We start from the raw sequence: 20,631 nt of genomic DNA, 5'->3' as shown, positions 1-20,631 counted from the left end.
GCAAATAATCTCGATAAGGAAAGCGTATGAAACAGGGAATGACGATGAAGGCATGGGTTTCAACAGCGGCAGCGACAGTTGTACTGGGTTGTTTTGGAGTCGCACAAGCATCGGAGCTTGCAGCCATCGAAAAGCAAGGCTTCATGAAAGTGGCGACAGAAGACAACTACTCTCCATTCAACTATATCGACCGCGGTAAGCCTGCGGGGATTAACAAAGATTTGCTTGATGAGTTACGTGAATATTCGAAGTTCGATATCGAACAAGAGATCTTACCTTGGACAGGACTACTCGCTTCGGTATCTGCGGGTCAATATGATGTGGCGTTAACTGGCGCGATCATTACCGATGCTCGCTTGAAGGCCTTTGATTTCACTCCACCTATCGCTTCAGCGCAGCATTACTTCTTAACCAGAGCTGACGCGGAAGATATTAATACGGTAGCCGATTTAGATGGAAAAACAGTGGGCTTACAAGCGGGCAGTGCTTTGCTAGAAAGGCTTCCAGAGCTCGAAGTGATGCTCGAAGCACAAGGCAAATCTTTGGGTAAAGTGGTGCAGTATCAATCCTACCCAGAAGCGTATTCCGACTTGGCAATCGGCCGAATAGACTATGTGATCAACAGTGTGGTTTCAGTTAACGAGGTAGTGAAATCCAAGTCAAAGGTATTCAAAAAAGGCGAGGCGGTGTCTGGTCCTGGTTTCGTGAGCTGGCCTGTTCCTAAAGAGAACCCTGAGCTTTTGGCATACCTAACGGAGTTTTTCCTGCACCTAGAGCAAACAGGAAAAATGGCGGAGTTGCAGAAGAAGTGGTTCGGTGAGTCGTTCGACCAACTCCCTTCAGAAGCCATCACTTCGGTTGAGCAGTATCACAAGCTAACAGCCGTTCAATAGATGAATAAGCATGCGCCGACACAAACAGTTAGCGGCTGTTTGTGTCCATGCCAATGGGTTCAAAGCGGTTTAACCCATGAGTCTTTGGCGCACAATCTATCGAAAGAAGTCGCTGATCAAAGAGGTCGTTTATGGATTATTACGCTTGGGAACAGTTACTACAGGGCGCGTGGGCAACGGCATGGATATCGGCAGTATCGATTGTATTAGGTGTCGTCATCGGCTTAATGATTGCCTTGGTTAGAATGATGAAAATCCCGTTTGTGGATCAAATGTTGGGCATTTATGTTAGTTGGGCACGAGCAACGCCTTTGGTTACGTTGGCTCTGTTTATTTTCCTTTCTTTTCCGTCATTTGGCATCAATTTAGATAAACACGTTTCTGCCATTTTAGCTCTCACACTCAATACATCGGCATTCAATGCAGAGATTTGGCGCAACGCCTTTCTTAACTTTTCAAAAGGGCAAATGGAAGCGGCTGAAGCCATTGGTATGAGACGCATCACTTACTTTCGCCGCATCATGTTCCCGCAAATGGTGATCATGAGCCTACCAGCGCTAGTCAATGAGATGTCGTTCTTAATCAAAGGCAGCCCAGCGATTGCGGTGATCGGCATCGTCGACCTAACTCGTGTCACCAATCGAATCTCTGCGGTTACCTATGAACCACTTGGGCCGATTCTATGTGCCGGTGCCATTTACATGTTGATTATTGGCGTGTTGGTGAAGTTGCAAGCGGTGGCTGAAAACCGAGCTACTTATCTGCAGTAGTAAGTGTGGCTATCAGTAATCTACCTCAGTCACAGCTAACAACAACAACCACAGTTTAGCCGTCATGGCTACTTGGTCAGAAACACCATTTACCTGCTTGTGATGCGTTATTGAGCGGGTAAGTTTAAGGAGTAAATATGGAAGAATGGAATATTATCTGGCAACAAAAAGAGCTGTTTGCTTCAGGGTTTGTGACCACATTTTATCTTTTTGTTTCGTCTTCAATCTTGAGTTTCATCATTGGCATCGGTTTGTTGTATTGCCTCGAAAACTCAAAACTTGGTGTGAAGTACACCATCAATAGTTTGATAGGCATGATGCGCACCTTGCCGTTTCTTATCTTAGCGTACCTGCTCTATTACGGGTTGCCGCAGGTTGGTATTCGACTCGATGCGATTACAGCGGGAATCATCGCGCTAAGTCTCTATCACGGTACCTATTTTTGTGAGATTTTCCGAGGTGTTCGTAAAGGATTAGAGCCAGGTTACATCGAAGCGGCGCACGCTTATGGCTTCTCTAAATTCAAAACATTTACCCGAGTTATTACCCCAAATGTGTTGTTTAAGTCGGTTCCACTGATCACGAACCAACTCATCATCTGCTTAAAAGACACTGCGTTTCTTAGCATCATCACCGTCGCAGAAATTACCGCGGCCGCCAACAGCATTCAATCAACGTACTTCATCCCATTGAATGCGTTCATCATTGCTATCGCGCTCTACTGGGCCGTGAGTATTGCACTTGAAACCATCACCAAACGAATCCAAACCAAAGTTGAACTTAGAGGGCTTAGCCATGCTTAAACAATCAGAGATTATTGAAACGGAAGCACCGATTAACCCTTCTTTGGGCGTGAATTTGGAAGTGATTGAGTGCGAACCACTATTGGAAGAACGAGAGACGATCATCAAGGTTGAAAACCTGTCGAAACAGTTTGATGGCATCGAAGTACTGCGAGACATCAACCTCAACATCAACAAAGGCGATGTGGTGAGTATTCTCGGCTCGTCAGGTTCGGGGAAATCGACGCTACTGCGTTGCATGAACTGGTTAGAGCAGCCAGAGCGCGGCACGATTTTTATGGGTGATGAGCGTATTGGTATCAACTCTGAAACGGGTAAGCCACTCAAATACAAAGAGTTGGCGAAACTTCGAGAGCGTCTTGGAATGGTTTTCCAAAGCTTCAACTTATGGCCGCATCTCACCGTGTTGCAAAACGTCATGGAAGCGCTGGTTCATGTTAAGAAGATAGCGAAATCAGACGCCGAGGAGATGGCTCGTAAGCAACTCGACAAGGTTGGGATGTCACACAAACTAGAGAGTTACCCAAGCATGTTATCGGGTGGGCAAAAGCAACGTGTCGCGATTGCCAGAGCTCTCGCGATGGAACCGGATGTATTGCTGTTTGATGAGCCAACCTCCGCGCTCGACCCTGAATTGGTCGAAGAGGTGTTACTGGTAATGAAGAAGCTATCGCAAGAGGGTTACACCATGGTGGTGGTGACTCATGAGATGGAATTCGCGCGTCAGGTGTCGGATCAGGTGGTATTCCTTGAGAAGGGCATCTTGATTGAGAAATCCAACCCTGAGAAGTTCTTCACTAACCCAGATTCAACAAGGGTAAGGAAGTTCCTCAAGCTTGATTCATGAGCTAGATGATTCGCGCACCTTAATGTTTGATTGTTAAAAAACTCCGACTGAATCAGTCGGAGTTTTTGTATTTGTGTTGCTACCGCATTAAGAGGATGTGGTACTAGCCAATGCTATCAATGTGGATCACTACTGAGTCTGGTCGCCAGTATTCCAGTTCGCAGTCCATCAACTCGCCATCTTGCTTGTAGTTCACACGGCAGATCTTCAGCACCGGTTGACCCTCAGCCAAATTTAGCGCCTTAGCGACATAGGCTGGGGCTGAAGTGGGAATTACATCAAAACGCGAGCGTTGGGTCTCGTAGCCGTATTTTTCTCGGTAGATGCCTGTTAGTGACATGGTGAGGTTTTCCGACAAGACACCATCAAATAAGGGCGCTTTCAGTACATTTTCAACAAACAGCACTGCTCTACCATCAATAAAACGCAAGCGCTCAATCACGTGTATTGGCGTTATCTGCTCTATCTCTAATGCTTTGGCGTAATCGCCTGTCGCCATCTCTGTACGGGTGCTGAGCAGTCTGGTTTCTGCTATGCGGTGTTGTTCACGAATCATTTGATGAAAGTGAGAACGTGATAATGGGTTATAGCGAACACGTTCGGGTGACACATACCAGCCTCGGCGCTCTTCTCGGTATATCAAACCTTCGGTTTCCAGAGACACCAACGCATCTTTGAGCGTGATTCGTGTGGTGGAAAACAGTTCGCTAAGGTTTCTTTCTGATGGCAGTTTTTGCCCTTCAATGAAGATACCTGATTGAAGCTGCTCTCGAATACTCGCCTTAATTCTTCCTAACTGTGTCCCTGATTGCCCGGTGCCCAATGTTCTCATTACTGATCTAGTCCATAAGTTCGTGTGCTTAATAAGGTAAACCATGGAGTTAACAGGAATGTGACAGTAAACAATGGCTTATTGTCATATGAGTGAAATATAACTGCCACGTAAATGCACTCGAACTGTCAAATAACTTACGGCAAACCGTCACATTCCGGCTATAGCATACAAAACGAACTTACTGACCTAGTCCAGAAGGATAGAGACAATGAAAACTTTGCTTAGCCGTTCAACTGTATCGCCAGCTAAATTAATCGGTTCACCTGCAAAATTGATAGGCACAACCGCTAAATTGATTGGTGTAACAGGACTTACGGCAACACTTTCAATGCCAGCGATGGCGAAGGATGCTGATCTTGAGTCACTGATTGAAGCCGCTCAAAAAGAGGGTGCAGTTTACAGTGTGGGTATGCCAGACAGTTGGGCAAACTGGAAAGGCACATGGACTGATCTGAAAGCAAACTACGGTTTGAAGCATCAGGATACCGATATGAGCTCGGCTCAAGAGATCTCGAAATTTGAAGCAGAGAAAAGAAACGCAACTGCAGATATCGGTGATGTTGGTTTCGCCTTTGCACGTGTCGCTGTGCAGAAAGACGTAACGCAGCCATACAAGCCAACGACTTGGGATGACATTCCAGATTGGGCGAAAGACAAAGATGGTCACTGGGCTCTGGCTTACACAGGTACTATCTCGTTCATTTCAAACAATAATCTTGTTGAAGATGCCCCAAAATCTTGGAGTGACCTACTAGAAGGCGACTACAAAGTCACTGTTGGTGACGTAGGCGTAGCAGCACAAGCAAACAACGCGATTCTAGCGGCTGCATTTGCTAACGGTGGTGATGAGTCGAACCTAAAACCAGCGATTAAATTCTTTGGTGAACTAGCGAAGCAAGGCCGTCTATCTTACACAGATCCAAGCATTGCGAACCTTGAAAAAGGCGAAGTGGAAGTCGCGATCATGTGGGACTTCAACGCATTGAACTACCGCGACAAGATCGACCGTGAGCGCTTTACGGTAAGCATTCCACAAGATGGCTCAGTGATTTCTGGTTACACCACCATCATTAACAAATACGCACAAAACCCGAACGCGGCGAAGTTGGCTCGTGAATACATCTTCAGCGACCAAGGCCAAATCAACCTAGCAGAAGGTTACGCACGCCCAATCCGCAGCAACATTACGCTACCTCAATCAGTACAAGACAAGCTGATCTCAAACGATGAATACAGCAATGTTCACCCAGTGACTGACTTCTCAGCATGGGAAAAATCAGCACGTCGCCTGCCACGTCAATGGCAAGAAAGCGTATTGATTCACCAGCAATAACCCCGCTTAACACACCACCTGTAACGGGTGGCTTATAGAAACAAGCAATAGAGATTAGACCATGAGCAATAAGGTTATCCTTGTTGTTCTAGATGGACTGAACTATCAGGTAGCCCGTGATTGCATGGGCTACCTGAACGGTCTTCTAGAACTAAGTGATATGCAGATAAAACAGGGCGATTCGCACAATGAACAGAGCGATTCGTACAATAAACAGAGCACTTCGCAGAGCACGCAAAAAAATAAGCTGCGCGCCACGCTTTACCCTGTGCAGTGCGAACTGCCATCTATGTCACGCCCACTGTATGAGTGCATTCTGACCGGTGTTCGCCCTGTCGAGAGTGGTATCGTCAACAATCAAATCGTGCGTTTATCGAATCACGAGTCGGTATTTAGCTTGGCGAAGTCGCAGAACAAAGTGACGGCAGCTGCGGCTTACCATTGGGTGAGCGAGTTATATAACCGAGCGCCATTTGATGCAGTACGCGACCGTTTCACCAACGATGAGACCATGAACATCCAACATGGTTGTTTCTACCACTGGGATCACTACCCAGACGAAGCCTTGTTCTTGGATGCAGAGCATCTGCGCGTCACTCATCAACCTGATTTCTTATTGATTCACCCAATGAACATTGACGACATGGGACACAAGCATGGGCTGGATTCTCGCCAGTACCGTAATAGTGCTCGTGGCGCGGATATCTACCTATCGAACTACCTTGAGAAATGGGTAGATGATGGTTATCAAGTGATCATCACCAGTGACCATGGCATGAACAATGACCTGTCTCATGGTGGCATTCTGCCTGAAGAGCGTGAAGTGCCTTTCTTTGTGATTGGCGATAAGTTTACACACCAAGCTTGTGCATTGAAACAGACCGACATCTGCGGCAGCGTGTGTCAGCTACTCAACTTAGATCACGATAAATCGTACACTCAGGAATTGTTGGCCCTATGAGCAGTTCTGTAATCACGCAGAGCGATGGCTCTGCGCTTAAACCCAAAACCAAATCTTTGTTTCAACGCTTCAAGCCCGCTTTGTGGCTTGCGCCTTTCGCATTGTTTTTCTATCTGTTCCAACTGGCACCTATGGTTTGGGTGCTGATCAACAGCTTCTTCTATGACGACGAACTCTCTCTCGAAAACTACGCTGAAGTGTTCGATTCTGCCTTTATGATGCAGGCTTTTGGCAACAGTTTATGGTTGTCGATTTGGTCGAGCATTGTTGGCTTAGCGATTGCGACTCTGCTCGTTTCTTCACTGCGCCGCGTTGATTCTAAAATCCGCGATGCGGTGATTGCTTTCACCAACATGAGCAGTAATTTTTCTGGCGTTCCGTTGTCTTTCGCTTTCATCATCATCCTTGGGACCAACGGTGCGATTACCTTGTTGCTCAAGCAGTATGGATTGCTGGGTGATTTCGACCTTTACGGCAAGTGGGGCTTGCTGGCGATTTACATCTACTTCCAGATCCCATTGGCGGTGTTGTTGCTCTATCCAGCGTTTGATGCTCTGAGTGACGACTGGCAAGCCGCTTCTGCATTGCTTGGCGCGAAAACTTGGCAATACTGGACCAAAATAGCGCTGCCTGTGTTATCTCCGGCTTTGTTCGGCACCTTCATCATCTTGATTGCCAATGCGATTGGCGCCTATGCGAGCGTGTATGCCTTGACCTCGGGCAACTACAACGTGATTACGATTCGAATCGCGAGCTTGGTATCGGGCGACTTGTTCTTAGAACCAAACCTAGCCGCCGCAATTTCTGTGATTCTGATGGCGATGCTGGCCTTCATCACCGTGATTAACCAATGGCTGATCAGCAAAAGCTACGCAGGGAAGAGAAAGTAATGAATACCGTAAATACTCGCTTTCATAAAACGGTTGTCTATTCGATTGTCGGCATCATGGTGATCCCGATCTTAGCGACCTTTATCTACTCGATCTCTTCTCGATGGGGCGCGACGATCCTGCCGGATGGCTTCACGTTAGATTGGTATATCAACCTGCTGACCGATCTTCGCTTCTTACAAGCCTTTGGTCGTTCGCTATTTATCTGTGTGGCGGCGCTGTCATTGAGTGTGGTGTTGGTTCTGCCTGCGATTTTCGTGGTGTTTTACTATTTTCCGAAGCTCGACAAGGTGATGAATATCCTGATCTTATTGCCATTTGCTGTGCCACCTGTGGTGTCGTCGGTTGGCTTGCTTCAGTTGTATGCCGATAGCGAAATATCACTGATTGGCACACCGTGGATCTTGATTGGTACTTATTTCACCATCGCGCTGCCATTCATGTACCGCGCGATTGCCAACAGCTTTGAAGCGATCAACCTGCAAGACTTGATGGACGCGGCACACCTGCTCGGCGCGAGTACTACTAAAGCATTCTTGTTGATTATTCTGCCAAACCTTAAGAAAGGCTTAATGGCGTCACTGTTCTTGTCGTTCTCGTTCCTATTGGGCGAGTTCGTGTTTGCCAATATCTTGGTGGGTACACGTTACGAGACACTGCAAATCTACCTATACAACATGCGTCAAACCAGCGGCCACTTCACGTCAGCCCTTGTGATGACGTACTTCCTGTTTATTTTCTTACTGACTTGGTTGGCAAGTCGTTTCAGCCAGGGAACAAAATAATGAGCTATGTAAATGCAAAAAACCTCACCAAGAGCTTTGGTGACAACACGGTGTTTGAAGATATTGAATTTTCCATCGAGAAGGGCGAATTCATTACTCTGCTTGGCCCAAGTGGCTGTGGTAAATCGACTCTACTGCGCAGCTTGGCTGGCCTGAATCCTGTTGATGGTGGCGAGATCTGGGTCAACGGTGAAGAGATTACTCACCAAGTGCCGCAACAACGTGGCATCGGCATGGTGTTTCAATCTTATGCGCTGTTCCCGAACATGACGGTTGAAGGCAACATTGCGTTTGGACTCAAGATGAAAAAGCTTGCTGCTGACGAGATTAAACGTGAAGTCGCGAAAGTGATTGGGCTGGTGGACTTAACGGGCAAAGAAAAGTTCTATCCGTATCAGTTATCGGGCGGTCAGCGTCAGCGTGTGGCTTTGGCAAGAGCCTTGGTGGTGAAGCCACGTATTTTGCTGTTGGATGAGCCGCTTTCAGCGCTGGATGCGAAGATCCGTAAACATCTGCGCCAACAGATCCGAGACATCCAAAAAGAGATGAACCTGACCACGATCTTCGTGACCCACGATCAGGAAGAAGCGATGATCATGTCTGACCGTATCTTCCTGATGAACAAAGGCGAGATCGTCCAAGCCGGTACGCCTGAAGAGATCTACACTCAACCTGCCAATGAGTTCGTGGCAGGGTTCATGGGGCACTACAATCTGGTGCAAGCAAACAAGGCTAAGCAGTTGTTCAATATTGAAACCGAATGGAAAGTGGCGATTCGACCTGAATCTATCTATGTTAAGGAGCAAGGTCGACAGTATGGCGAGCATATCTCCGCGCCGAAAACGGGCACCATTCGTAACCACCAGCTCTTGGGTAACGTGATTCGCTACCAAGTGGACGTTGATGAGTGCGAATTAACGGTCGACCTACTTAACCGTTCCTCTGAACGACTGTTGGCAAATGGCAGCCAACTTGAACTCCTGTTTAACCTTAACGAAATTCAACCTGTGAGAGCCTAAGATGTTCAAACCTTTGTATGTATTTGATATGGATGAAACGCTGATCAATGCCGATGCAGCGATGCTCTGGAATGAGTTCTTGGTTGAAAAGGGCATTGCCACAGCGCCCAACTTTATTGAAGAAGATAAGCGCTTAATGGGCTTGTATTCGGAAGGCAAACTGAACATGGAAGATTACCTCACGTTTTCCATGCAGCCTTTGGCCGATATGCCAACAGAGCAAGTCACCGCATTGGTGGAAGAGTGTGTTGAACAGCATATTTTGCCTAGACAGTTCAAACAGTCGAAACCTTTGATTGAGCAGCTTGAGAATGATGATATCGACATGTTGATCATCTCAGCCAGCGTCACTTTCCTAGTAGAAGCGGTCGGCCGCAAGATTGGTATCGAGAACGCCCTCGGTATTGATTTGATTGAAAACCAAGGTCGTTTCACGTCTCAAATATCAGGCGTTCCAAGTTACCGAGAAGGTAAAGTGACGCGTTTGAAAGAGTGGTTAGACAATCAAGAAACTAACTACTCAGACATTCACTTTTATACGGATTCAATCAACGACTTACCTTTGTGTGAACACGCTGATTTTGCTTACCTAGTAAACCCATGCCCGCGTTTGAAAGCACTGGCTGATCAACCGAATTGGTCGATTCTCAACTGGGATTAACGCGAACCTTATATTCGATTTAGGTTCGTTCTAGAACTCATCAAGCCGCTGACTACAGCGGCTTTTTGATTCGTATTATTCTATTTCTAGTTTGTAACCTATCCCGTAAATGGATTTAATGTAGTCACATTTTTCATTTATCGAGACCATTTTTTTGCGTAAGTTTTTAATATGGCTATCGATAGTGCGATCACTGACCACTCTTCTATCGTCGTAGATTTTATCAATCAATTGATCGCGACTATAAATGCGGCCAACATTTTGATAGAGAAGGTGCAAAAGCCGAAACTCAGCTGGCGTTAAACTTAGCTTAATACCACATAGGACGGCGGTCATACTCAATTCATCAATATCAATGGCGTTCGTTGTTGACGTGGCTTGGGGCTTGTTGGAACGGCGCAAAATATTTTTCACCCTCACAACCACTTCTCTCGGGCTGTACGGCTTACATATATAATCATCTGCACCCAGTTCAAGCCCAACGAGTCGATCAATCTCTTCGACCTTGGCTGTCGCCATAACCACTGGGATGTCACTGAACGTTCTCAGCTCTCGATAAATATCCAACCCGTCTCGATTGGGTAGCATGAGGTCGAGAATAATGAGTTTAGGCGATGCTTGCTTTACCCAGTCAATGACAAGGTTACCATCGATAATATGATGACTTTCAAGGCCAGAGTGCTCTAAGTACTCACACAGTACACTTGCTAATGCAGGCTCATCTTCGACGACTAAAATCACGATTTTATTTCCTTTGGTAACGCTATGATGATTCGTAGTCCACCCAATTCTGAGTGGTCGGCAGTAATGTGTCCTTGGTGCGCTTCAACGATATTTTTACAGATAGATAAGCCAAGTCCAGAACCGCCACTTGAGCGACTGCGCGATTTATCAACGCGGTAAAGCCTCTCAAATAAACGTGGAAGTGATGCATCAGGTACACCTGGATCACTGTCTTCAACGTTGATAATAATACTATCACTAATGTCGGTAACATCTATCGATACATGCCCATTATCGCTAGTGTATCGTGCGCTATTTTCCAACAGATTCACAAACAGTTGTGTCAGTAATCTCTCATCACACGAGGTAAACAGTGGCGCCGAATGGTCATAGTGCTTTGTTAATGTGATGTTTTTTTGTTCTAAACGGATCGAGTTTTGAACGATCACAGAATCAATCAGTTTATGTATATCAACGTTGTTTTTAACATTGAGGTTAAATCCGATGTCATACAGGGAGAGTTGGTGAAGATCCTCAACGAGTTGACCCAGTGTGATGATTTGTTGATGTAACGAGTCGATGTATTTTGGTTCAGGTGATCGAATACCGTCTTGTAGCGCCTCTAGTTCACTTCTAAGCACGGTGATAGGCGTTCTAAGTTCATGTGAAATATCTGATAACCACTGTTCTCTAAGTGTTTTCTGTTTTCTTAGTGTCTCGACAACACCGTTGAATATTCCGATGAGATCGGACAATTCATCATTGCCGCTTTTTTTAATGTAGAAATCGAGATCGCCATTTTCGATAGATTTGGCACCTTTCGACAAAGCACGCAATGGTTTCAAAAATCGCCTAACAAGAAACAAAGAGATAAGGAATGAAAGCAACACGGTAATCGATGCGATAGTGCTTACATGCGTCGTTTGTTGTTTGAAAAAGCTTTCTGCTAAAGGCCCTGATATTTCATCCATCTGGACGATGGAGATATACCCAATAACTTGATCATCCAGTGTTATTTCGACTAGCGCTTGATGCTGACCATCTTCAAGGTGATGTAGGTTTTCAGGCGGTCCAATTATGGCTCGCCCGTCTTGATCTAAAATGTTGAGTCGTTGCCAAATAGGTTGAAGGCCTGGCGCTTCCGGCTCTCTTAATGGTGGTGGCGATGGGTGTCTGTCACGAGGATGTGGTCGTGAGGGGCCGCCAATGCTACTGGCGATTAAATGTGGTTCACGCTCTAGCCGCCTCCATTTTTCGGAAGGTGAGTAATATTGCTTTAAGTTATTGGCGAGTTCTTGAGCTAGGGCAATCTCATTATTATTTGTGAAATCTTGGAGCCCTCTTTGAAAACTGGAGTTAATAAAATAGGTCAGTACAAAGAGCATGGTCACGCACACCATTAGTATTGAAACAAACAGTTTGGTGAAAATTGATATGCGCACGTTCTCTCCAGAAATTAAAGTGAATTAAGACGATAGAGTGAGTTAAGACAATAAAATGAGATAAACCAATATTAGCTCTCGATCGTGTGGGAAATATGGACATTGATTTCTTTATTCATCTTAGGCCATGTATAAGCACTCTTTTGTTAGAAATGAATAGCGAGCTGACAGGGTGCTATACCCCATCAGCTCGCATTGAATTATCACTATTTTAGGATAACCCTCTAACCATTATTGACGTCTTGGTGGTGGTGGCGGAACTTCCTCTTCCGATAGACCACCGCTTCCATCTGCGTCTAGTTTATCAAAGTCATCGGCGAGTGGACCTCTGAGCTCTTCTAATTGTAATTCGCCATCACCGTTTGCATCCATTTCTTCAAAGCTTGGCATTTCTCTTGGGCCTTCACGGCTTTCAGCACACGCTTGAAGCGCGAATGTCGATGTCAGTAAAAGTAATGCTGTCGTGATTTTGTTCATAATTTAATTCCTATTCGTAACCAAATATAAGTGTATTTCTTTGACGCAAATAGGTTAGCGATCAAATTAGCAGAGAAAATGGATAAATCTAGGAGATGAAAGTTAGCGTTTAACTTTAATAGGGCATCAGATCATCAGCCCATCAAGTCAGGTTGTTTAAACCTCCATTGTTTCTACATAGTTTCCACATTTTCTATTTTTATCCTAGTCCACTATTGAACTCATGAATTTAATGCCTTTAGCAATAAAGGCAGAAAGCTATCGTTGGTATTGAAATGGATTATTTTTTAGGAGCCGTAGAATGAAGGCAATGGTAAAAAAATCAGTCGTTGTCTCTTCTACGTTGTTGGTTGCTTCTTATAGTAACGCTGCGCTTTATAGGGTGGTTTTGGAGGAATCACCAGTAGAAACTGAATCGGTGTATGGGGTCGCAGTTGAACCAGAGCTTGGTACAACGGATTGCTTTAGTACCAGTTGTGGTGACACCGACTACGCATTCGCAGGGGAAGCTCAAAATGCAGAACCAGGTTTTTCCTTTAAAGAGGAGGTCCCCTTTGGTATCGATAACACGTTCTACTATTTGGATTATGACGATATCTATAGCTACTGCACGAGCGAACTTGGCTACGCGACTTGTGAAGCTTGGAGTTCTTTATTGTGGTATGGCGATGATGATGCGGGCATTGGAGGCTTGAAAAATGAGCGTGATGCGTATTACGGGCTGAGCTATCAGACCAATTCCACGGCTTTTTATGATTCTTCTTCGCTAAGCGAGATCCCAGATGTTGGCAGCAACCCACCTGATGTGAGCAGTTATAGTTATTCCTTTGTTGATGGAACAGAGGAGAAGGTCATCACTAAAGTTGACGAGAATGGTTTTGTTCTTGGTAACACCAGCAGTGGTTACTACAGTTATAACAACCAATATATTCAGTTGTATAGGCAGCGTGGTTACTACGATACAGGCACTGAATTTACGGTTCTCCAACCTGAAGCCGATACCAGCATTACGATCAGCGATGCTGACGGCGAAGCGAATATAATATCCCAAATGGGAAGAACGATGGCTTTTGACTCTTTCAGTTATGGAGGGGAAAGCTATGTGGTCGGAAGCGCGTCCGTTGCGACTTTTTATTACAGTGATGGATACAAAGATTATGACTCTCCGTACACATCCGACAGTGATGCTGAGGATCTAGATAATTGTATCGATGAAGATATTGAGCCTGCTTTATATCCAGAGTGTCAGAACTTTGCTTTTGCTAATCGAGCTTTTGTCTGGAATATAACCGATGCGAATGGTCCCAATGATGATGGAAACCGTTTTGCAGTATCCGATTGGGAAACCAGTTCGACCTATTACTCTTACAACGATGATGAAGCTTCAGCACAAGCGAGTGTGAGGGCTGCAACGATTTCGTCTAGAGGGACATATAGCTCTTATCCTGTTTTAGTTGGTTACAATACGGAACTAGATGATTCAGATAACTTTCTTATGCAGGCTGCTGTGTTTAGGCCAAGCAGTACGTCAAATTTCAGCGTTTCGGAAAATGCTTGGACGACGACATTTATCGCTAATGCGACGGTAGAAGTTAGTGATTCATACATTCACAGTAATTCTGTCGCAACAGACATTAATGAAAACATGATGGTTATTGGTTATGCAAAACGAGATGGTGATTATCCGTCGGATCGTGTGTCTGATAATCGTATGTTCGTCGCTGATGCGAATGACACAACGCCAACAGCCACATTCTTCGCAAGTTTAGGTGAAGACATTTTCTTTGACAGTGCAGAGGGAAAAGCAAGTGAGATCAACAGCTACAATGAAATCGTTGGCTATGTTGACGCCGAAACTCACGCTGAAGTAGACGGACATGAAAGAAGGCATCGCGGCTTCATTTTCCCTTATAACGACACTGGTACCGATGCTGATAGACGTGCAAGATATAATGATCAAGCTTGGTGGTTAGACGACCTAACTAACGGTGGTGACGACAGTGATGCCAACAACCACTTTAGAATATTGGACGCAACCGACATTAATGACGCGGGTGTTATCTCAGGGACGGCAATACAATGTTTTGCGAGTGAAAGTAGCTCCTCTTCTATGGCTTATGATTCAACCGCACACTTTGCTTATTGTAATGATGGAGTAGGTGACGAGAGGGTAGTGGCTGTAAAACTTATCCCGATATCTGGAGCAACAAGTGAAGACATTGCTGAAAGAAGTGATGATAGCGCTGAAGATGTTGAACGTAGTGGTGCCGGTACCGGGCTATTGGTGCTTATCAGTTTAATGTCCGTGCTTTCAGTTCGCTTGAAAAAGTCTCGTTCTGTGATTGCCTAAATTGATGATGGGCTCACGAGAGAAACAACCTCTATTTGACCGTCAACCATTAAAGTAATGGGTTAGGTTTGATACTTCGTCCCATAAGAATACCGCTGGGATATGAAGCTTTTTAAAAGAGCATCACCTGTTTTGTGATGCTCTTTTTACGTTCAACATACACTTATCTCTTTCTGCTTTAGCCAAAAAAACAATTGTAACAATTAAGTAACATCTCTTGCTTTGCTGTAAATCAAACCACCACTCTTCAATCCCTTGGTAGCACTCACTTTGTTGTTGTGAGGGTTTGTGTGTAACAAATATTTTACAATTTGACGTGTTTTTAGCGTTATTGCCCATTTCCTTCGATGCATTCCAATCTTTCCGCTTGTGGGCCAAATTTAATTAAGGACAAAAAACACGTAATACAAAACCAATAGGTACAAGGAGAAAGTTCATGGTGGATACATACAACCCGCTTGGCACGGATGGATTCGAGTTTGTTGAATACACGGCCATTGACCACAAGGGAATTGAGCAACTTAAAGCACTGTTTGTGTCACTTGGTTTTGCTGAGGTCGCCAAGCATCGCTCAAAAGAGGCTTGGCTGTATCGACAAGGTGACATCAACTTCATCGTTAATGAACAACCGCACAGCCAAGCGGAAGCGTTCGCTAAAGTGCATGGGCCATCGGTCTGTGGCATGGCTTTTCGTGTCAACGAAGCGACAGCTGCAATGGAACAAGCGTTTAAGGGCGGCGGTGAAGAGTACAAAACAGAAATAGGGCCGATGGAGCTGAGTATTCCTGCCATTTACGGCATCGGTGAAAGCCTGCTCTATTTTGTGGATCGTTATGGCAAGCAGAGCATCTATGACGTCGATTTCCGATTCTATGACGATGCGGAACAGCGCATGGCCGAAGCCAATGTTGGCTTGTATGAAATCGACCATCTCACGCACAACGTGAAACAAGGCAATATGGATGTTTGGTCTGGGTTTTATGAGCGCATCGGTAACTTCCGCGAGATTCGCTACTTCGACATTGAAGGCAAGCTGACAGGCCTTGTGAGCAGAGCCATGACCTCGCCATGTGGCAAAATCCGCATCCCTATCAATGAGTCTTCAGACGACAAATCACAAATCGAAGAGTTCATTCGTGAATACAACGGCGAAGGTATCCAACACATCGCACTTGCTACGGATGATATCTACAAAACGGTGAAAACCTTGCGTGATCGCGGCATGGACTTTATGCCAACCCCAGACACCTATTATGAGAAAGTTGACGATCGTGTGAAGGGCCACGGTGAAGACACCGATCTGCTACGTGACCTACGTGTGCTGATTGATGGTGCGCCGACTAAAGACGGCATCTTGCTGCAAATTTTCACGCAGACAGTAATCGGGCCTGTGTTCTTTGAAATCATTCAGCGTAAAGGCAACGAAGGTTTTGGCGAAGGCAACTTCAAGGCGCTGTTTGAATCGATTGAAGAGGACCAGATTCGTCGAGGAGTATTAGACGATGCATAAATGGATCTCGTTTCCTCATCGGGAGGGGGTGTGTTCTAAACAAGCGCATGCCGACTTCCCTGAAGAGGCAATCTATGAGCGAGAGGCGGGTCGAAGTGGTTTCTTCGGCCCTGCCGCTCACTTCCATCACCAACATGCCCCAACAGGTTGGTCGGAGTGGGAAGGTGATTTACGCCCTCGCGCTTTTGATTTTACGCTGGTGGAAAAAGCCAGCCAGATAACCCCTTGGGCGGTGCCTCATCTTTTGCACAACGCTGACTGCAAAATCCGAGTGTGGCGCATGGACGAGAAGATGGATTTCTTGGTGCGTAATTCCGATGGTGATGAGCTGTTGTTTATTCACCAAGGCAGTGCAAATCTCTATTGCGACTATGGTCATTTAGAAGTGAGTGAAGGGGATTACGTGATGATCCCGCGCTCAACCAACTGGCGCTTGGAGCCAAGCGAGCCGATGTTTATCTTGATGATTGAGAACACAGACGCCGCTTACTCATTGCCAGAGAAAGGCATGGTCGGCAATCACGCGGTGTTTGATCCTGCTGTGCTCGACATCCCTTCTATCAATGATCAATTTCGCGCTCAGTATTCAGAAAACCAGACTCAGGTTCAGGTAAAACGTCACGACAAAGTCAGCGTGATCACCTATCCGTTCAATCCATTGGATGCGATTGGCTGGCATGGCGACTTAGCGGTGGTGAAAGTGAATTGGCGCGATATCAGACCGCTGATGTCACATCGCTACCACTTGCCCCCTTCTGCGCACACCACCTTTGTGGGTGCAGGCTTTGTGGTGTGTACCTTTGTGCCGCGTCCGATTGAGAGCGACCCCGGTGCATTGAAAGTGCCGTTCTATCACAACAATGACGACTACGATGAAGTGCTGTTCTATCACGCTGGTGACTTTTTTAGCCGCGACAACATTGAAGCGGGCATGGTGACCTTTCACCCGGCGGGGTTTACGCACGGGCCTCATCCAAAGGCTTTTAAAACGGGTCAGGCGCATAAGAAGAAATTCACCGACGAAGTGGCGGTGATGATTGATACTCGCCACGCGCTGCAGTTCTCTGACGAACTCGATAACGTTGAGAACAAAGAATATGTCTACAGTTGGCAAGACACGGGTTTGCAAGAGACAGGTTCTCAAACCATGGCTGACGATAAGAAGTAAGGGGCAAGGATGAAATTAGCAACCAAGAAAAATGGCACTCGCGACGGTCTATTGATGGTCGTAAGTAAAGATCTTAAACAATGTGTAGCTGCCACCGAAATTTTCCATGCGATGCATCTAGCGCCAACCATGCAGGTAGCATTGGATAACTGGGACAGCGTGGCTTCTCAGTTAGAAGAGTTATACACCTCGTTAAACAACGGGCATGTGACTGGCAGTGAAGTGTTTGCATCTCAGTATTGTGAATCACCTCTGCCACGCGCATATCAATGGGCTGATGGCAGTGCTTATGTAAACCATGTTGAACTGGTGCGTAAGGCGCGTGGTGCTGAAATGCCAGAAAGCTTCTGGGTTGATCCATTAATGTATCAAGGAGGCTCAGATGCGTTTATCGGCCCTCGTGACAATATCGAATTTGCCAGCGACGAGTGGGGCATCGATTTCGAGGGTGAAGTCGCGGTTGTCACCGGAGATGTGCCAATGGGTGCTAGTGCTAAGCAAGCGCACGATTCGATTCGTCTGCTGATGTTGGTGAACGATGTGTCGCTGCGTGGCTTGATTCCAGCAGAGCTCGCCAAGGGCTTTGGTTTCTTCCAGTCTAAGCCCTCTTCAGCGTTTTCCCCGGTTGCCGTTACGCCTGATGAGCTAGGTGAACAGTGGAAAGGCAGTAAGGTGCATTTACCGCTGATATCGACCTACAACGACCAGCCTTTTGGTTGCCCGAATGCGGGCGTCGATATGACTTTCAACTTTGCTGAACTAGTAGTCCATGCTGCGAAGACTCGTCCACTGTCGGCGGGGGCTATTATCGGTTCAGGCACGGTATCGAATAAGCAAGGCACTGACCACGGCACCTCAATTGCCGAGGGCGGCGTGGGCTATTCATGCATTGCCGAGGTGCGCATGATTGAGACGATTCGCGATGGCAAACCTTCGACTCAATTCATGTCGTTTGGCGACTCGATTCGCCTAGAGATGTTTGATACGGCGGGTGATTCCATTTTTGGTGCGATTGACCAAAAAGTTAGCCAATATCGAGCGTTATAACCCATATTATAAAGATTCAGCTCGAGCGAGATCATTGTATGAATCAGAACATGACACTTTACGGTTATTGGCGCTCTTCGGCCGCCTATCGGGTGCGTATTGGATTGAACCTAAAGCAACTCGACTATGAGTCTAAATCGGTGCATTTGGTGCGTAATGGCGGCGAGCAGCATGATCCACAATATCGTGAGCTCAACGCCAGTGAGTTAGTGCCTGTGCTGGTGGATGGTGAAGTTAAACTCAATCAGTCGCTGACTATTTTGCAATACTTGGATGAAAGATATTTATGTGAGAGCAGCCCAGACTCCTTGTTGATTCCCGAGCAAACACCATTGCGCTATCAAGCGTTGGCAATGGCGCAGGATATTGCGATAGAAACTCACCCTCTCAATAACCTTCGTGTGTTGCAGTATTTGGAGCGAGAGTTGTCGTGTGAGCAAGAGGCGAAAATAGACTGGCTTCACTATTGGATGAGCCAAGGTTTTTCGGCATTAGAAGAGAAGCTTTCTAAGCATCGTCAAACATACGCTGATTCAGTTTATAGCCTCACCGATTCACCATGCATTGTCGATATTTGCTTGGTGCCACAGGTGTATAATGCGCTGCGCTTTGGCGTTGATATGTCGCCTTATCCGCTGATTAACTCGATAGCTGAAGCGTGTAACAAATTGCCCGCGTTTATTGGTGCGATGCCAGAGAATCAAGGAGATGCAAATGAGCCCATGTAGAATAACTGATGTAAACGAAAATACTCGTCCCTTACACTACCAAAACCGTTTCTTGAAAGAAGCGGTTTCCAAAATTAAATATTAGCTATTATTGAATAAATACAGGTATGGAAAGTTATTCTTTTAGTACTCAAAACTGCCAAATGTGGAGCACAAAACTCGTTTTTATAATGTTAATTAAATATATGAAATTCAGTAAGTGTATGAATATTTATCCCGTTTAGCACTAATATGTTTATAAGAAAAAGCCTCGTTATTAAATAAGAGGCTTTAATCAAAGGTTTTTATATTGGTGGTGATTATCATTCGAGAATATTAGTAATAAACAATACCTTCACCTTTCGTAATCAGAGTACCAGCTTCATTGGTAATTATTTTATCTAAATCAAATAATGAACCAATCGCCGCATTACCCAATCCAGCTTCAACGAATTTACAAACGGCATCAATTTTTGGCCCCATAGAACCTGCAGGGAATGAAAATTCAGCTAAACCAGCAGGCGTTGCTTGCTTCATTTCTGCTTGGTCTTCTTTACCATAGTTACGGAAAATCGAGCCATCGGTTAAGATAATAAATAAGTCGGCATGGATTTTTTCAGCCAGTAATTCAGCTGTAAGATCTTTGTCAATTACGCACTCTACACCAGTACTCTTACCCTGTTCAATACTCACGGGAACACCGCCGCCGCCACAAGCGATAACAAGGTTTTCTGTATCTAGAAGAGTTTCAATCTGCTGAATTTCAACAATGTTTTTTGGCATAGGAGAAGGCACAACGCGACGGTAGTACTCGCCATCAGCTTTAAACTGCATTGTGCTTTGAGCCATCAACTCTTTAGCTCGTTGCTCCGTATATACAGGGCCAACAAATTTAGTCGGGTTAGCAAACGCAGGGTCTTTTTTGCATACTTCAGTTTGCGTGACTAGAGTAGCTACGTCTAATTCAGGGTCAATGTTTCTTAGCTCTTGTTGTAACATGTAGCCCACCATGCCACAGGTTTGAGAGCCTAGTACATCCATTGGGTACGGGGTCGTCTCTGGCGAATATTCGTTATAAGCCGCGTTTTGTTCCATCAATAAACCTACTTGTGGGCCATTACCATGAACGATAACAATCTCATGCTCGCGTGCGATCGCGGCAATACTCGCTGCTGATTTGATTATATTTTCACGTTGATTCTCAGCCGTTAATGCTTGGCCTCTTGCTAAAAGAGCGTTACCGCCTAAAGCTAATACTATTCGCATGATAATGTCTCCGATCATTTAATAATGATTTTATTTATTTTAAGTAGAGATTAACTGCTTGTTTCTAATTAAATTCAAGCTTATTAATAACAATGATTAGATTTTTTAATTACTCTTAAGTAATTAACATGCCGAGATAGTATG

At 45.5% G+C, this 20,631-nt stretch carries 20 protein-coding genes; 15 read left to right on the top strand and 5 right to left on the bottom strand.

Features of this window, described 5'->3' with window-relative positions; translation table 11 throughout:
• Nucleotides 1–26: 26 nt before the first annotated feature.
• The 4 genes from AB4585_RS10050 to AB4585_RS10035 all read left to right on the top strand — a co-directional run bounded on the left by AB4585_RS10050 (nt 27) and on the right by AB4585_RS10035 (nt 3,313).
• Nucleotides 27–893 (top strand): transporter substrate-binding domain-containing protein, encoded by an 867-nt coding sequence (locus AB4585_RS10050; protein ID WP_017061226.1) that lies wholly within the window; start codon nt 27–29, stop codon nt 891–893.
• 131 nt (nt 894–1,024) lie between these two features.
• Nucleotides 1,025–1,663, top strand: a complete 639-nt coding sequence (locus AB4585_RS10045; protein WP_017061227.1) for an amino acid ABC transporter permease — start codon at nt 1,025–1,027, stop codon at nt 1,661–1,663.
• Nucleotides 1,664–1,800: 137 nt separating this feature from the next.
• Nucleotides 1,801–2,466, top strand: a complete 666-nt coding sequence (locus AB4585_RS10040; RefSeq protein WP_017061228.1) for an amino acid ABC transporter permease — start codon at nt 1,801–1,803, stop codon at nt 2,464–2,466.
• Nucleotides 2,459–3,313, top strand: coding sequence for an amino acid ABC transporter ATP-binding protein (locus tag AB4585_RS10035; RefSeq protein WP_017065130.1), 855 nt, complete (start codon nt 2,459–2,461; stop codon nt 3,311–3,313). The genes AB4585_RS10040 and AB4585_RS10035 overlap by 8 nt, the downstream gene beginning before the upstream one ends.
• A 103-nt stretch (nt 3,314–3,416) precedes the next feature.
• Here the strand turns inward: AB4585_RS10035 and AB4585_RS10030 are convergent, their stop codons facing one another.
• The gene (locus AB4585_RS10030) at nt 3,417–4,145 is read right to left on the bottom strand and encodes a UTRA domain-containing protein (protein WP_102428102.1); all 729 of its coding nucleotides are present in this window, start codon (nt 4,143–4,145) and stop codon (nt 3,417–3,419) included.
• Nucleotides 4,146–4,356: 211 nt separating this feature from the next.
• Here AB4585_RS10030 and AB4585_RS10025 point away from each other — a divergent pair, with 211 nt between their 5' ends.
• From AB4585_RS10025 to AB4585_RS10000, 6 genes are all read left to right on the top strand, one after another.
• Nucleotides 4,357–5,481: an ABC transporter substrate-binding protein gene (locus tag AB4585_RS10025; protein ID WP_136974561.1), complete on the top strand. Its 1,125-nt coding sequence runs from the start codon at nt 4,357–4,359 to the stop codon at nt 5,479–5,481.
• A 61-nt stretch (nt 5,482–5,542) separates the two neighbouring features.
• The gene (locus tag AB4585_RS10020) at nt 5,543–6,442 is read left to right on the top strand and encodes an alkaline phosphatase family protein (protein WP_372169724.1); all 900 of its coding nucleotides are present in this window, start codon (nt 5,543–5,545) and stop codon (nt 6,440–6,442) included.
• Nucleotides 6,439–7,332, top strand: coding sequence for an ABC transporter permease subunit (locus AB4585_RS10015; protein WP_017067196.1), 894 nt, complete (start codon nt 6,439–6,441; stop codon nt 7,330–7,332). The genes AB4585_RS10020 and AB4585_RS10015 overlap by 4 nt, the downstream gene beginning before the upstream one ends.
• Nucleotides 7,332–8,117, top strand: a complete 786-nt coding sequence (locus AB4585_RS10010; RefSeq protein ID WP_372169722.1) for an ABC transporter permease — start codon at nt 7,332–7,334, stop codon at nt 8,115–8,117. The genes AB4585_RS10015 and AB4585_RS10010 overlap by 1 nt, the downstream gene beginning before the upstream one ends.
• Nucleotides 8,117–9,136, top strand: a complete 1,020-nt coding sequence (locus AB4585_RS10005) for an ABC transporter ATP-binding protein (protein ID WP_372169720.1) — start codon at nt 8,117–8,119, stop codon at nt 9,134–9,136. The genes AB4585_RS10010 and AB4585_RS10005 overlap by 1 nt, the downstream gene beginning before the upstream one ends.
• A gap of 1 nt (nt 9,137) precedes the next feature.
• Nucleotides 9,138–9,797, top strand: coding sequence for an HAD family phosphatase (locus AB4585_RS10000; protein WP_102248759.1), 660 nt, complete (start codon nt 9,138–9,140; stop codon nt 9,795–9,797).
• A gap of 75 nt (nt 9,798–9,872) precedes the next feature.
• Here AB4585_RS10000 and AB4585_RS09995 read toward each other — a convergent pair whose 3' ends face one another.
• The 3 genes from AB4585_RS09995 to AB4585_RS09985 form a co-directional block, all read right to left on the bottom strand.
• Entirely contained in the window at nt 9,873–10,538 is a 666-nt protein-coding gene (locus AB4585_RS09995) for a response regulator (protein WP_017094156.1), read from the bottom strand.
• Nucleotides 10,535–11,905 carry an ATP-binding protein gene (locus tag AB4585_RS09990; RefSeq protein ID WP_017061238.1) on the bottom strand — a complete coding sequence of 457 codons (1,371 nt, stop codon included), beginning with the start codon at nt 11,903–11,905 and terminating at the stop codon, nt 10,535–10,537. Before AB4585_RS09990 ends, AB4585_RS09995 begins: the two co-directional genes overlap by 4 nt.
• Nucleotides 11,906–12,193: 288 nt before the next feature.
• Nucleotides 12,194–12,439, bottom strand: a complete 246-nt coding sequence (locus AB4585_RS09985) for a hypothetical protein (protein WP_017072318.1) — start codon at nt 12,437–12,439, stop codon at nt 12,194–12,196.
• 301 nt (nt 12,440–12,740) lie between these two features.
• Here AB4585_RS09985 and AB4585_RS09980 point away from each other — a divergent pair, with 301 nt between their 5' ends.
• From AB4585_RS09980 to maiA, 5 genes are all read left to right on the top strand, one after another.
• A complete protein-coding gene (locus tag AB4585_RS09980) occupies nt 12,741–14,789 on the top strand; it encodes a DUF3466 family protein (protein ID WP_065584491.1) in 2,049 nt (682 codons plus the stop codon).
• A gap of 436 nt (nt 14,790–15,225) precedes the next feature.
• Complete coding sequence (gene hppD / locus AB4585_RS09975) at nt 15,226–16,299, top strand: 4-hydroxyphenylpyruvate dioxygenase (protein WP_372169716.1); 1,074 nt, start codon at nt 15,226–15,228, stop codon at nt 16,297–16,299.
• Entirely contained in the window at nt 16,292–17,467 is a 1,176-nt protein-coding gene (locus AB4585_RS09970; RefSeq protein WP_372145892.1) for a homogentisate 1,2-dioxygenase, read from the top strand. The genes hppD and AB4585_RS09970 overlap by 8 nt, the downstream gene beginning before the upstream one ends.
• 9 nt (nt 17,468–17,476) lie before the next feature.
• The gene (locus tag AB4585_RS09965) at nt 17,477–18,514 is read left to right on the top strand and encodes a fumarylacetoacetate hydrolase family protein (RefSeq protein WP_372136205.1); all 1,038 of its coding nucleotides are present in this window, start codon (nt 17,477–17,479) and stop codon (nt 18,512–18,514) included.
• A 38-nt stretch (nt 18,515–18,552) separates the two neighbouring features.
• Nucleotides 18,553–19,242, top strand: coding sequence for a maleylacetoacetate isomerase (gene maiA / locus AB4585_RS09960; protein WP_372169712.1), 690 nt, complete (start codon nt 18,553–18,555; stop codon nt 19,240–19,242).
• Nucleotides 19,243–19,557: 315 nt separating this feature from the next.
• On the opposite strand, the gene AB4585_RS09955 is transcribed toward maiA, so the two are convergent.
• Nucleotides 19,558–20,487 (bottom strand): carbamate kinase, encoded by a 930-nt coding sequence (locus AB4585_RS09955; protein WP_050620231.1) that lies wholly within the window; start codon nt 20,485–20,487, stop codon nt 19,558–19,560.
• Nucleotides 20,488–20,631: the final 144 nt, after the last annotated feature.

It is taken from the genome of Vibrio sp. 10N.222.49.C9 (assembly GCF_041474985.1).
In the GTDB taxonomy this organism is placed as follows: Bacteria; Pseudomonadota; Gammaproteobacteria; order Enterobacterales; family Vibrionaceae; genus Vibrio; species Vibrio crassostreae_C.
This window is presented reverse-complemented; position numbering and strand designations above follow the sequence as displayed.

What these genes read in the sequence shown, in the direction of transcription:
- AB4585_RS09955 (WP_050620231.1), bottom strand. Translation starts at nt 20,487, where the DNA reads ATGCGAATAGTATTAGCTTTAGGCGGTAACGCTCTTTTAGCAAGAGGC.
- AB4585_RS10040 (WP_017061228.1), top strand. Translation starts at nt 1,801, where the DNA reads ATGGAAGAATGGAATATTATCTGGCAACAAAAAGAGCTGTTTGCTTCA.
- AB4585_RS09970 (WP_372145892.1), top strand. Translation starts at nt 16,292, where the DNA reads ATGCATAAATGGATCTCGTTTCCTCATCGGGAGGGGGTGTGTTCTAAA.
- AB4585_RS10000 (WP_102248759.1), top strand. Translation starts at nt 9,138, where the DNA reads ATGTTCAAACCTTTGTATGTATTTGATATGGATGAAACGCTGATCAAT.
- AB4585_RS10030 (WP_102428102.1), bottom strand. Translation starts at nt 4,145, where the DNA reads ATGAGAACATTGGGCACCGGGCAATCAGGGACACAGTTAGGAAGAATT.
- maiA (WP_372169712.1), top strand. Translation starts at nt 18,553, where the DNA reads ATGAATCAGAACATGACACTTTACGGTTATTGGCGCTCTTCGGCCGCC.
- AB4585_RS10035 (WP_017065130.1), top strand. Translation starts at nt 2,459, where the DNA reads ATGCTTAAACAATCAGAGATTATTGAAACGGAAGCACCGATTAACCCT.
- AB4585_RS10045 (WP_017061227.1), top strand. Translation starts at nt 1,025, where the DNA reads ATGGATTATTACGCTTGGGAACAGTTACTACAGGGCGCGTGGGCAACG.
- AB4585_RS10005 (WP_372169720.1), top strand. Translation starts at nt 8,117, where the DNA reads ATGAGCTATGTAAATGCAAAAAACCTCACCAAGAGCTTTGGTGACAAC.
- AB4585_RS10015 (WP_017067196.1), top strand. Translation starts at nt 6,439, where the DNA reads ATGAGCAGTTCTGTAATCACGCAGAGCGATGGCTCTGCGCTTAAACCC.
- AB4585_RS09980 (WP_065584491.1), top strand. Translation starts at nt 12,741, where the DNA reads ATGAAGGCAATGGTAAAAAAATCAGTCGTTGTCTCTTCTACGTTGTTG.
- AB4585_RS09990 (WP_017061238.1), bottom strand. Translation starts at nt 11,905, where the DNA reads ATGCTCTTTGTACTGACCTATTTTATTAACTCCAGTTTTCAAAGAGGG.
- AB4585_RS10050 (WP_017061226.1), top strand. Translation starts at nt 27, where the DNA reads ATGAAACAGGGAATGACGATGAAGGCATGGGTTTCAACAGCGGCAGCG.
- AB4585_RS09965 (WP_372136205.1), top strand. Translation starts at nt 17,477, where the DNA reads ATGAAATTAGCAACCAAGAAAAATGGCACTCGCGACGGTCTATTGATG.
- AB4585_RS10025 (WP_136974561.1), top strand. Translation starts at nt 4,357, where the DNA reads ATGAAAACTTTGCTTAGCCGTTCAACTGTATCGCCAGCTAAATTAATC.
- AB4585_RS10010 (WP_372169722.1), top strand. Translation starts at nt 7,332, where the DNA reads ATGAATACCGTAAATACTCGCTTTCATAAAACGGTTGTCTATTCGATT.
- AB4585_RS10020 (WP_372169724.1), top strand. Translation starts at nt 5,543, where the DNA reads ATGAGCAATAAGGTTATCCTTGTTGTTCTAGATGGACTGAACTATCAG.
- hppD (WP_372169716.1), top strand. Translation starts at nt 15,226, where the DNA reads ATGGTGGATACATACAACCCGCTTGGCACGGATGGATTCGAGTTTGTT.
- AB4585_RS09985 (WP_017072318.1), bottom strand. Translation starts at nt 12,439, where the DNA reads ATGAACAAAATCACGACAGCATTACTTTTACTGACATCGACATTCGCG.